Here is an 11,549-nt window from a genome sequence, read left to right on the forward strand (position 1 = left end):
GCGGCTATGATATCGCACGATCTTTAGGGCGCCAATGATACTTTGATTGAAGCACCAACCCATTGCGCCGACTCGACATTTGCTTTAAAGGCCCGCCATGAACACACCCACTCATCCCGATACAGTCCTCATCGTCGATTTCGGCAGTCAGGTGACACAGCTGATTGCACGGCGCGTGCGTGAAGCCGGCGTCTATTCCGAGATCGTTCCCTTCCAGTCCGCAGGCGAAGCCTTCCATCGCATCAATCCGAAAGCGGTCATCCTCTCGGGCAGTCCGCATTCCACTGTCGATATAGGCAGTCCACGCGCACCGCAGGAAGTCTTCGACGCCAATATCCCGGTTCTCGGTATCTGCTATGGCGAACAGACCATGTGCGCCCAGCTTGGTGGCAAGGTCGAGGCAGGCCATCACCGCGAATTCGGCCGCGCTTTTCTCGACATTCAGGAAGAATGCGCGCTGTTCGAGGGCGTGTGGGCAAAAGGCACACGCCATCAGGTATGGATGAGCCATGGCGACAAGGTTATGGAAATCCCCGATGGCTTCAAGGTCGTCGGCACTTCCACGGGCGCGCCCTTCGCGGCGATCGCCAACGAGGCCAAAAAATACTACGCCGTGCAGTTCCACCCGGAAGTGGTGCACACGCCGGATGGGGCGAAGCTTCTTGAAAACTTCGTCCATCGCATTGCCGGAATTGAAGGCGACTGGTCGATGTCGGCCTACCGCGAAAAGGCGGTCGATCTCATCCGCAAGCAGGTCGGCGGCAAGAAAGTCATCTGCGCATTGTCTGGCGGTGTCGACTCTTCGGTTGCGGCCTTGCTGATTCATGAAGCAGTAGGCGACCAGCTGACCTGCATCCTCGTCGATCATGGCCTGATGCGTAAGAACGAAGCCGCCGATGTCGTCCAGATGTTCCGCGAGCACTACAATCTGCCCTTGATTCTCGTCAACGCGCAGGATCGTTTCATCAACGCGCTCGAGGGCGAAGCCGACCCTGAAAAGAAGCGCAAGACGATTGGCAGGCTTTTCATCGAAGTCTTTGAAGAAGAAGCCAAAAAGCTTGGTGGTGCTGATTTCCTCGCACAGGGCACGCTCTACCCCGACGTCATCGAAAGCGTGTCCTTCACCGGCGGTCCTTCGGTCACCATCAAGTCGCATCACAATGTCGGGGGCCTTCCCGAACGTATGAACATGCAGCTGGTCGAGCCGCTGCGCGAACTCTTCAAGGATGAAGTGCGGGTGCTCGGCAAGGAGCTTGGCTTGCCGGACCATTTCATCGGCCGTCATCCCTTCCCGGGGCCTGGTCTCGCGATACGCTGCCCAGGCGGCATCACGCGTGAGAAGCTGGAAATCCTGCGCGAGGCCGATGCGGTTTATCTCGACGAGATTCGCAAGGCCGGTCTCTACGATGTCATCTGGCAAGCTTTCGCCGTGCTTCTGCCGGTGCAGACCGTCGGCGTCATGGGTGATGGCCGTACCTACGAGTTCGTCTGCGCCCTGCGTGCTGTGACCTCGGTCGATGGCATGACCGCCGATTTTTACCACTATGACATGAGTTTTCTTGGTCAGGCGGCAACGCGCATCATCAATGAAGTCAAGGGCATTAACCGCGTTGTCTACGACGTCACGTCCAAGCCGCCCGGGACGATCGAGTGGGAATGAAGCGGAGTACCGTGGAGTAGTATCGGGTAGCAGCGGGCGCTCGAGCGCTTGAGCCATCCATACGCCGTCAGGCCCACCCCAACCTTCGCGACTTTGTGGCCTTAAATATCCGGTCGCGCGCTGCTCGAGACGTTAGCGCGCGCGACCAGTTCTCGGCGTCGATCACACGTCGTAGATTGACTACTGCTCCTTCTTGAACAGATCCTGGAAGATGAGCGGGCCCCAAGTGCGGCCGCGTGCGTGCACCAACGCGCCACCCTCGTTGAGCTTTCCCAGCTTGACGGGTGCGAACCCGAGTCGTTTGGCCAAGGCAGCCACGGGAGCGATCGCGTCCTCGTCGTCGCTCGACAGAAAGACGACCCGGTGCCCGCCCTCGACGATCGGATCGGTAGCCAGGGTGGCCGCAACCAGGTGATTGAAACCCTTCACGAGCTTGGCGCCGGTGTACACCTTCGCGACGAAGGCGGAGGACGGGAGGCCGTCCAGCTCTTCAGGCTCTGGAAACGCGTTCGTCGCGTCGATGACAGTCTTGCCTTCCCAACGCGGCAGGGCCTTCGCAACCTCGCCATGCTCCCCGAACGGGACCGCCAGGAGGATGGTGTCGGCCCCGAGTGCATCCTGCAGCGACTTGGCGACAACCGTGGGTCCAATCGCCCGGGCCTGCGGCGCCAATTCCTCGGGCGGCCGGCGGCTCGCAACCGTCACGTTGATATTCCTACGGGCGAAGGCGTGGGCGAGAGCCTGGCCTATCTTACCGAATCCTACAATCGCATAGCTCATAATATCTTCTCCGATACGTGTTGATATTGAAGTCCGGCGCTCAACCGCGCTGGGTTATCCGTGCCTTGACCATGGACATGCTAGTTCCCGCCGAGCGGCCGCTTCCCGCGCTCCGGCCCGGTTTCAGATGGCCGAAAAGCCGCCGTCGACAGACAATTCCACCCCATTCACGAAGCTCGAATCGTCTGAAGCAAGAAACAGCGCGGCCGCTGCAATTTCTTCAGGACGCCCCATCTTTCCCCGCGGGATCAGGGATTCGAACATCTGCTTCGCCTCCTCGGTGAGGACTTGGTCTTGCATCGGTGTGGCGATCGGCCCCGGGTGCAACACGTTCACCCGGATAGTCCTGCTCTTCAGCTCATTGAGCCAACCACGTGCGAATGCGTGCAACGTCGCCTTGCTCGCCGCGTAAACGCTGTAGCCAGGAAAACCTTTGATCGAAGCAACTGACCCGGTCATGAAGATGGATCCGCCATCGTTGAACAGCGGCAACGCCTTCTGAACCGTAAACAGCGTGCCGCGCGCATTCAGGTTGAAGGTCGTATCGAAGTGCTGCTCGGTAATCTCGCCCAGTGGGACGGCTTCGCCCATGCCGGCGCTCGCGTACAGGATGTCGATCCTGCCCTTTTCCCGCTTGACCGTGTCGAACAGACGGTCGAGGTCTTCAAGATTAGCCGCGTCGCCGCGCACGCCGGTCACGTTCCGGCCAATCAGCTTGACCGCCTCGTCGAGCGCAACCTGCCTTCGACCCGTGATGAAAACATAGGCGCCTTCTTCAGCGAACCGCCTGGCGCTCGCCAGCGCCATACCGCTCGATCCGCCCGTGATGACTGCAACCTTACCTTCAAGCTTTCCCATGACTACTCCTGTCAAACTCTGTCTTTCGTCGATCGGGGAGGCCCCGAGAACCTCAACATAGGTTCGCCGGATTGAGGCGTTGAGTGCGGAAGAGCGCACATCGGTGGTGCAAAATCGATCCGGCTGGTCGACTGACGCCGGCCCCCGCGACGATCGGTCTTCGCCGTTCGGAATTGGGCGGCGCCCGTCGACATAAGCTATGATCACCGCGCGTACTGCTATACCATGTGTTGGATAGGGGCTTTGGAAGGCGCACCGCGCGGTGCTGGATTGCACCATGATCGACTGGGATGACATCCGCTACTTTCTTGCCGTGGCGCGCGGAGGTTCGGTGCGGGCTGCCGCCGAGCGCCTCGGGGTTTATCACTCGACAGTGCTGCGACGCATCGCTCAGCTCGAGGAACGCCTCGGTGCGCAGATGTTCGAAAAGCTGCCTTCGGGCTACCGCCTGACGGCCGGGGGCGAGGAGGTTCTCGAGCTCGCGAACCAGATGGAAGCGTCGTCGCACCAGCTGGAGACGCGCGTCTTCGGGCGCGACCAGAGCGTGCGCGGGCGTCTGCGGGTGACGTTGGCTCCGCCCCTCGCCACACACCTGCTCATGCCGGACTTCGTCGATTTCGCGCGTCTGCATCCTGACATCGAGATGGAAATCCTGTCGTCCGGCGATCTGGCAAACCTGACCAACCGCGAGGCCGATGTGGCGATCCGCGTCGTTTACGACCGCAAAACCCTGCCGCTCAATCTTCACGGACTGAAGGGGCCGGAGGTGTTCGGCGGCGTCTACATGTCCCGCGATCGGCTAGCCGCATGGCGTGCAGGCGTGCCTGATCCCATCCGATGGATTGTCATAAGCATTCATGGAATTCCGGATTGGGCCAGCGAGGGCGAGATTCGCACCACCGGGGTTCCATTCAGGGCCACGGACGGCGAGGCCCAGATCGTTGCTGTACGCCAAGGGCTCGGGATCACGACGCTGCCTTGCTTCGTCGGCGATGCCGACCCCCTGCTGGTGAGGGTGCCGGGCACCGGCCTGCACATGTACGGAACGCTCTGGCTTCTCACCCAGGGGGAGACACGCAAGACGAAGCGCGTGCGGCTCTTCACGGAGTTCGTATCCCGCAGGTTTGCCGCCTACGTTCCGCTTCTTGCGGGGTTGTCCATTTCGCGAGACTGACCCTGGGGACCACTCAGCATCTGATCCGCCAGGCTGTAGCAGTGGCTCGCCTGATAGGCGTTCCGCCCCCGGTTCATGTGCGTCAGGTTGAACGCCCGGATGGCCCGCAACGCATGGGGCGACGCGAGGAATTTGCTGATCGAGGAGCAGCCGCGGACCTTGATGGCGAAAATATCCTCGCCGCGCGGGAAGAAATAGCCGACGTCTTCCGGCGTCCCGACACAGCGCTCAAGCAACGCTTCGTCCACCTTGCCATGATCGAGTGAGTGGTCGGTGGTGAAATCGGAAAGGTGTACGAGGAATAGCGCGCGGATGCCTCCGCCGTCCGGATAGAGCGAGAAGAGCTCCATCCAGCTCGCATTGACGCGAACAAGCGCCTTTCCCGGAGTCGATGGCAGACAGGAGACCGACCAGTAGTGCCGCTCGGTCCGGCGCGGGATCGGGATGCAGTCGCGGCCGTAGCGCCCGAGAATTTCCAGGACCTCTCGCGCCTGCGGTCGCGTCAGCAACTTCTCAAACCGGGCGACGTATCTGAGACGCAGTTCCAGCGACTCCGAACGTTCGTCGGCATCGCGCAGGATCGTCCTGCCGTGCATCCAGTCACGCTGCTCCTGGAGATCCAGGAACCGGCGCAGACCAGTGGTGTTTGGGCGGCGAGCAGCGCTCGTTGCGGGTACCATGCCTGTTGATTTCCACCGAGAACCACCCCGGCATTCCACCGGGAATTTACCGCCTTTATGTATGTTCCGGTCGGGGCGGTGGTCAAGCTCCTGTTCTTCCAAATGCGCGTCGGCGGCTGTCTCCTCCATGGACGCGGCGGGATGGCGGCGCTGCCGGCACAGGTGTATGATGCCGGTTTAATACTTCGAGGTCAGGGAGGACAGCATGACTTCATGGGAGATCAAGGGACGCGAACTCGTTAATTGCACTTGCGAATATGGCTGCAACTGCCAATTCAATGCACTGCCCGACAAGGGCCATTGCCACGCCGTTGCGGGCATCCAGATCGATGAGGGTCATCATGGCGAGACCGTTCTCGATGGCCTCCGGCTTGCTGCAATTTTCAAATGGCCTGGCGCCATCCACGAAGGCAACGGCGAAGCCATCGCTTTCGTCGACGAGCGCGCAACCGACCGGCAGCGGGAAGCGCTGCTGCGCATCATGACCGGCCAGGACACCGACCCGTTCGCGACGATGTTCGCGGTCTACAGCTCAACCGTGACAAAAATGAATGACCCGGTTTTCACCAAGATCGACCTCGAACTCGACATCGACGGCCGCAGGGGCCGCATTTTCGTCAAGGACTACATCGAAACGGCCGGCGAACCGATCCGCAACAAGGTAACCGGTGCGGACTCGCGTGCTCAGATCGTGTTGCCGAACGGCTTCGAATATGCCGTTGCCGAGATCGGCAGTGCTTCGAGCAATACCACCGGGCCGGTCCAGGTGACCATGAAGGACAGCTACGGCCAGTTCGCGCGGCTGCATCTCAACAATCACGGTGTCGTACGAACCTGACGCGCCGCATGGACAGTGCGTCGCCACTTGAACGTTTGCTCAAACGCGACCGGCTCATCACGATCGCCGGTCTGGCAGTTCTTTGCCTGCTGGCCTGGCTTTATATAATCGCGGGTGCAGGACTCGGTATGAATGCGTGGGAGATGTCGAGGCTCGCGTTTTTCCCGCACTTGCAAACTGGCGACATGACCTCCGACATGCCCGGCATGGATATGAGCGGGATGGCCATGGAGGCCGAACCTCGCATTTGGGGGCTGGCACTATGGACGCTGATGATCGCCATGTGGTGGATCATGATGATCGCCATGATGTCGCCGAGCGCCACGCCGGCTGTCCTGCTTTATGCGCGCGTGCACCGTCAGGCGCTCACACAGGGTCAGATCCAGGACAAGCTGGCGCCTACTGGCGTGTTTGTGGCAGGCTACCTCCTGGTCTGGCTGGCATTCTCCATTGTGGCAGCTACCCTGCATTGGCTGCTCGAGCGCGAGGCATTCGTCTCATCGACGATGAGTTCGCAAAGCCGCTGGCTTTCGGGCATCGTCCTCATCGCCGCGGGCCTGTATCAGTTTTCGCCGCTCAAGAGCGCCTGCCTGTCGCATTGCCGGGCGCCGACGGCATTCCTTTCCAGCCACTGGCGTCCCAACGCGCTTGGCGCGCTGCGTCTGGGCGTACTGCACGGGACCTTTTGTGTCGGATGCTGCTGGATGCTGATGGCGTTGTTGTTCGTGGGTGGGGTGATGAATTTGGTGTGGATAGCCGCGCTTGCCATTCTGGTGCTGGCTGAAAAGGTGTTTCCTGCCGGCAAGTGGGTTGGTCGCGCCGCCGCACTCGCCTTGATCGCCTGGGGCAGCGCAACGCTTTTGATCTGACGACCAGAGCCGCCGCAACAGTATTGCGGGGCTCTAGTGACGATGTATCAATTTAAAAGTGTCTCGCTATGGGCGTGACACTCCCATCCATTCGAGCCGCGTATCCAGACGGAACTATCGGCTGCTTTCATATCTTGCGCCTTGCCGTCCATCTTGACGCGCTGCCGAACCGTGTATGCAATGAGCGCGATATCCGGGGAAGGCGTCGATACTTCGACATCTTCGAAGTCATAGGATTCGAGGCTCCATTTTCCTTCCTCGGTCATCTTGCCCATTTTCTCTTTCTCGATACGCATGACGCCTTGCGTGCCGGTGACGAGGGCAGTCTTTCCCGAGAGTTCTGAAGTACGGCGGCCGTCTTTCGCCTTCATCGCGTCCCAATAGGATTTCTCGAGGGCCACGATTTCGTCCTTTGTGGGTGTGGCATGAGCGTTCATCACGTCCTCCTAGGATGTTGTATCACTGGAAAACGCGCCACATCTCCCACAAGTTCCTAACCTAGATGTCGATGGCCTCCAGCTCTCTCTCGATTTCCCTGCGGCTGTGATTATGTTTGATGATCAGTTCGAGGGCCCGGTTCCTGCTCAAATCGTATTTGGTCATAAGGTACTGGACCTCATAGTCCTCGCTGGACGAGACTTTCGAGCGATCCCGATTATCCTGTTTTGATTTGTCGTCTGCCATTTGAGTACACCTCCATTGGCTGATGTGGGCAAAAACTGTGTTCGGCCATTTTCGTTCCATGCCCAGGGGAGGAAGGGTTACCCCGCCTGGTCGATTACGACGGTAGAAAGGAAAAACTCGCGGAGAGAAGCACAATAAGGATGATTGCAAACACAATGATTTCAAGAAGCCATGATCTGTTGTTGTTCATTACCATTTCTCGAGCCGCGCTTTCACCGCACGGCCCATTGCTAAAACCGTATAGTCTACCTTCTCGTGTTCCAGCGCATCTTAAAACTGTGGCCCTATCATCGAAGCAGTCCGTCGGGGTTCATGGCTTTCAACAAAGCGCGATCCCGGGCTCCTGTTCATTTCCCATTCATGTTGACGATTTATCTCTTGAGGGACGGGGCATGTTGAAAAGGAGGTATTTGCATGTCACTTAAATCAGGCCTTTCTGCGCTCGTCCTTATCGGTGGATTGTTCTCTTTCGGTGCACCAGCCATGGCGGCTCCGATACCACCTGCAGGCGGATCTCCGGAAGTATCCACTTCGGTCGAACAGGTTGGTTGGCGTTGTGGTCGCGGATGGCACGTGAACCGGTGGGGACGCTGTGTTCCCAACCGAAGAGTTATGCGGTGCGGCCCCGGCTGGCATCTGAACCGCTATGGAAATTGTGTACGCAATCGTCCCGTATACCGGGCATGTCCACGCGGATTTCACTTAACCCCACGCGGTTTCTGCGTCCCTAATTAACAGCATATCTGCCGGCGTTCTGATGAAGGGCGCTGGCTTTCGCCAGCGATCATAGAATTTCGGGGAACCATATTGTCGTTGATCGGTTCATCTTTCGTAGTGAAAGGATGGCGCAATGGTCAATAAACCTTCAGAATCCCCGGTCCGTGAAACAACGAATCAAGCGCGCCAGGGGCCACTTGGACGGCCGGTACTAAATGTGCTGATCGTAGCGCTCCTCCTTGCGCTTGTCGCATGGGGCGCGGCCGAACTGTATGGCGAGCGCGTTGACAACGCGGCAGGCGTTGGAAACACCGGTAGTACAGAGCAGAGCGCACCCCCGGCAGCACCGTCGGCAGATCAGCCTGTCACGAATGCTCCGGTCGACCCCAACCCCAAGCCTCAAACGGGCTCGGGAGGAGATACTCAAACGAACCCGGCTCCGGCAAATTAGTGACCCTCCGGTCCGGGTACGATGCTGATCTGCTGTGGGTGAGACGAAACGATCGCTTCGCTTGAGAAGGATTGATCGATGACGAAAGATATAGTCGGGATTGCCCGCGCCAGCTATGCGGCCTATGTCGCGAAGGATCGCGCGGCGATAGAGGCGCTGATTGCCGACGACTTCCACTTCACCAGTCCACTCGACAACCGGATTGACCGCGCCACCTATTTTGCGCGTTGCTGGCCGAATAGCGAGACGGTCGAGGGTTTCGAGTTCATTCATCTCTTGCCCTGCGGCGACAAGGTCTTCGTTACTTATGAAGGACGCAACACCGATGGCCATCGGTTTCGCAACACGGAGATCCTGGTGGTGCGCAATGGCCAAATCACCGATGCGGAAGTCTATTTCGGCTGGTCGATTCCGCATGACGCAAGGCCCGGGGGATTCATTGACGGCACGCAGGCGTGAGCACCTGTCAATGGAACAACCATCCTAAACCTGCCGCAAGCGCAACGCCGATAAGGAACACGGGGCCATAGACATGATATGACCAGTCATTGTGGCGCATCTCTTGCCGCTTCCCCCTTGATTGGCGCGTCGCGCATTCCGAACCCGTCATTTTGGCCGCTATCGGCAATAAAGGACGCCGCCGTCTGCAGCCAGGTTCCCAAGGTGCTGCCGCACATGCTGCAGTGGATGACCGTCGAATTCATTATGCCATGGGGTATGTGGAGATAGATTTCTCCGCAGTCGGGGCATGAAAGCTTGAAATTGGGTCTTTGGGGCATGTCCGTGCTCCCACCTGGCTGGAGCACATGGGCTCTCAATCGCCGGAATGCCGTTGATTGGTCCAGCGACGCAGCCATTAAAAAACTCATTTGCGCTCGCGTCAACTGCCCGTCTTGCAGCGGACCGTTGGTTGGGAGCAGAAGCGGCCGATCGACGGCGACGGATGGCGGAACCGCGAAATCGTCTTTCGGACCGATTTTTTCTTTGAAAGCAGCAGGAGTGGCGATAATGTCGAGGCCCTGCTGACCAGCAGGGTTCCAAATCCCCTCAATCGATATGAGATCATGAAGAGTTCGCCTAGACGCGTCATTGTTACCTCGCCTTTCTTTGATGAAGAGGCGCACGCCTACCTTAAACAGCATGGGTGCGAGGTTGATATCGTCCAATGGCAAAAGGGTGAGGGCGACGGCAGCCTGGCAACGCGGCAATTGGCCAGCCTGCTTGAAGGCGCCTCCGGCTGGATCGTCGGGCAGGCTTATGTCACACGCGAACTGCTGACCGCTCTGCCGGATCTGCAGGTTCTGGCCCGGCGCGGGGTGGGTTATGACCGGGTCGATGTCAATGCCGTCAGAGATCTCGGCCGTGTCCTCACCATCGGCGCCGGCGGGAACGATGCTTCGGTCGCCGACCATACGATCGGCCTGATGCTTGCCGTTGCCCGGCGCCTACGCGAATCGCAGAACCGTATGCTGGCGGGCAACTGGTCCATTCTGACAAGTTCCGACCTTTCCGGAAAAACCGTCGGCGTCATCGGTCTTGGCCGTATCGGCAAGAGCCTCGTGCAACGCCTGAAGGGTTTTGAGGTGCGCATTCTTGTCTGCCATCCGCGTCCTGACCGGGAATATGGCGAAGCCAACGGCATCACCTATGTCGATATGGAGACGCTGCTCCGGCAGAGTGATGTCGTGAGTGTGCACGCTCCGTTGTCGCCGGAAACCCGGTTTCTCATCGATGGCGCAGCACTTGCGCTCATGAAGCCTACGGCCATTCTGGTGAATACAGCGCGAGGCGGGCTTGTCGATGACCGGGACCTTCTGGATGCGTTGAAGAGTGGCCGGATCGCCGGGGCCGGGCTGGATGTCTATGTCAGCGAAGGCGATACCGCCTTCAAGCCGGTTTCGGACGAACTTGTCGCACTGCCCAATGTGATCGCAACGCCGCATTCCGCCGGCTCGTCCGTGGAGGCTCTCGCCCGAACCAACATGATTGCGGCAAAAACCGTCATTTCAGTCTTCGATGGTGAAAAGCTGCCTGAAGCCTGTGTCATAGCCGATGGGCGGAAACCCGCAGCAGCAGGGTGACGTCGACCGGGGGCGCCATGTTCGATTTGGAGATAATTGGGAAATTTTCTAACCTAATTTAAGTGCAGTTGCCAAAAGCCGTAATATTTGCGCAATTGGGGTCGCTGATGCCCGCACCGCTGGCCGAATCAGGCAGTGAGCATGGTGGAACAGTTTCATGACGACAAGCGATGTATGGACTTTTATTCGCGCCCTGATCACCAATCCATCGAGAGTCAGCGCGATCGCTCCCTCCAGTGCCGCTTTGGCAAGGCTCATCACCAGCGAAATCGGTGCTGCTTCCGGTCCCGTCCTGGAACTTGGCCCGGGCACAGGCGTCTTTACCGATGCCTTGCTGGCGCGCGGTGTCAGTCCCGGTAATCTGACGTTGATCGAATACGGCGCTGAATTCGCAAGATTGTTGCAGACGCGGTTCCCCGGCATGCGGATTCTGCAGATGGATGCCTCACAGATCGGCGGACAGGATTTGTTCAAGGCTGAACCAGCGGGTGCCGTCGTCAGCGGACTGCCGTTCCTGAGCATGCCTGACAAGGTGGCGGCTATTCTCGACGGGGCCTTCAGCAATCTGCGCAACGACGGCGCGTTTTACCAATTCACCTATGGCTTTCGCTGCCCTGTACCAGCAGCCGTTTTGAACGGACTTGACCTCGAGGCCGTGTGCATAGGCCGCGCTTTCTGCAATTTGCCCCCGGCAGCAGTCTACCGCATCACGCGCCGCGGTGTGGAGATCAAGCAAACGATTGGATAATGAACTGCT

General features: G+C 59.1%; 14 protein-coding genes. 8 read left to right on the forward strand and 6 right to left on the reverse strand.

Annotated elements, in window-relative coordinates:
* The first annotated feature begins 97 nt into the window (after positions 1–97).
* Positions 98–1,660 carry a glutamine-hydrolyzing GMP synthase gene (guaA, locus tag J2X72_RS11385; RefSeq protein WP_209997783.1) on the forward strand — a complete coding sequence of 521 codons (1,563 nt, stop codon included), beginning with the start codon at positions 98–100 and terminating at the stop codon, positions 1,658–1,660.
* A 180-nt stretch (positions 1,661–1,840) separates the two neighbouring features.
* Here guaA and J2X72_RS11390 read toward each other — a convergent pair whose 3' ends face one another.
* Positions 1,841–2,440, reverse strand: a complete 600-nt coding sequence (locus J2X72_RS11390; protein ID WP_310071948.1) for an NAD(P)-binding domain-containing protein — start codon at positions 2,438–2,440, stop codon at positions 1,841–1,843.
* Between the two features lie 123 nt (positions 2,441–2,563).
* Positions 2,564–3,298 carry an SDR family oxidoreductase gene (locus J2X72_RS11395; protein WP_310071950.1) on the reverse strand — a complete coding sequence of 245 codons (735 nt, stop codon included), beginning with the start codon at positions 3,296–3,298 and terminating at the stop codon, positions 2,564–2,566.
* A gap of 277 nt (positions 3,299–3,575) precedes the next feature.
* On the opposite strand from J2X72_RS11395, the gene J2X72_RS11400 reads away from it, so the two are divergent.
* Complete coding sequence (locus J2X72_RS11400; protein ID WP_310071952.1) at positions 3,576–4,472, forward strand: LysR family transcriptional regulator; 897 nt, start codon at positions 3,576–3,578, stop codon at positions 4,470–4,472.
* On the opposite strand, the gene J2X72_RS11405 is transcribed toward J2X72_RS11400, so the two are convergent.
* Positions 4,430–5,152 carry a hypothetical protein gene (locus J2X72_RS11405; RefSeq protein ID WP_310071955.1) on the reverse strand — a complete coding sequence of 241 codons (723 nt, stop codon included), beginning with the start codon at positions 5,150–5,152 and terminating at the stop codon, positions 4,430–4,432. The two genes, J2X72_RS11400 and J2X72_RS11405, sit on opposite strands and share 43 nt — an antisense overlap.
* A 205-nt stretch (positions 5,153–5,357) precedes the next feature.
* Here J2X72_RS11405 and J2X72_RS11410 point away from each other — a divergent pair, with 205 nt between their 5' ends.
* Both J2X72_RS11410 and J2X72_RS11415 read left to right on the forward strand, forming a co-directional pair.
* Positions 5,358–5,990 (forward strand): DUF1326 domain-containing protein, encoded by a 633-nt coding sequence (locus J2X72_RS11410; RefSeq protein WP_209997777.1) that lies wholly within the window; start codon positions 5,358–5,360, stop codon positions 5,988–5,990.
* 8 nt (positions 5,991–5,998) lie between these two features.
* A complete protein-coding gene (locus J2X72_RS11415) occupies positions 5,999–6,859 on the forward strand; it encodes a DUF2182 domain-containing protein (protein WP_310071960.1) in 861 nt (286 codons plus the stop codon).
* 47 nt (positions 6,860–6,906) lie between these two features.
* Here the strand turns inward: J2X72_RS11415 and J2X72_RS11420 are convergent, their stop codons facing one another.
* The gene (locus J2X72_RS11420) at positions 6,907–7,296 is read right to left on the reverse strand and encodes a nuclear transport factor 2 family protein (RefSeq protein ID WP_209997774.1); all 390 of its coding nucleotides are present in this window, start codon (positions 7,294–7,296) and stop codon (positions 6,907–6,909) included.
* A 61-nt stretch (positions 7,297–7,357) separates the two neighbouring features.
* On the reverse strand, positions 7,358–7,543 hold the full coding sequence (locus J2X72_RS11425; protein WP_209997773.1) for a DUF3606 domain-containing protein: 186 nt from the start codon (positions 7,541–7,543) through the stop codon (positions 7,358–7,360).
* Between the two features lie 414 nt (positions 7,544–7,957).
* Between J2X72_RS11425 and J2X72_RS25075 the strand changes: the two genes are divergently transcribed.
* Together J2X72_RS25075 and J2X72_RS11430 are read left to right on the forward strand one after the other, a co-directional pair.
* On the forward strand, positions 7,958–8,278 hold the full coding sequence (locus J2X72_RS25075) for a GCG_CRPN prefix-to-repeats domain-containing protein (RefSeq protein WP_405044694.1): 321 nt from the start codon (positions 7,958–7,960) through the stop codon (positions 8,276–8,278).
* Between the two features lie 511 nt (positions 8,279–8,789).
* Positions 8,790–9,170, forward strand: coding sequence for a nuclear transport factor 2 family protein (locus J2X72_RS11430; protein ID WP_310071969.1), 381 nt, complete (start codon positions 8,790–8,792; stop codon positions 9,168–9,170).
* An 86-nt stretch (positions 9,171–9,256) separates the two neighbouring features.
* Here the strand turns inward: J2X72_RS11430 and J2X72_RS11435 are convergent, their stop codons facing one another.
* Positions 9,257–9,490: a hypothetical protein gene (locus tag J2X72_RS11435; protein ID WP_209997771.1), complete on the reverse strand. Its 234-nt coding sequence runs from the start codon at positions 9,488–9,490 to the stop codon at positions 9,257–9,259.
* Positions 9,491–9,775: 285 nt separating this feature from the next.
* Here J2X72_RS11435 and J2X72_RS11440 point away from each other — a divergent pair, with 285 nt between their 5' ends.
* Together J2X72_RS11440 and J2X72_RS11445 are read left to right on the forward strand one after the other, a co-directional pair.
* Positions 9,776–10,792 (forward strand): phosphoglycerate dehydrogenase, encoded by a 1,017-nt coding sequence (locus J2X72_RS11440; RefSeq protein ID WP_310071972.1) that lies wholly within the window; start codon positions 9,776–9,778, stop codon positions 10,790–10,792.
* A gap of 157 nt (positions 10,793–10,949) precedes the next feature.
* The gene (locus J2X72_RS11445) at positions 10,950–11,540 is read left to right on the forward strand and encodes an SAM-dependent methyltransferase (RefSeq protein ID WP_310071975.1); all 591 of its coding nucleotides are present in this window, start codon (positions 10,950–10,952) and stop codon (positions 11,538–11,540) included.
* The last annotated feature ends 9 nt before the right edge of the window (positions 11,541–11,549 follow it).

Origin of the sequence: Phyllobacterium sp. 1468, assembly GCF_031455525.1 — a bacterium.
GTDB lineage: Bacteria > Pseudomonadota > Alphaproteobacteria > Rhizobiales > Rhizobiaceae > Phyllobacterium.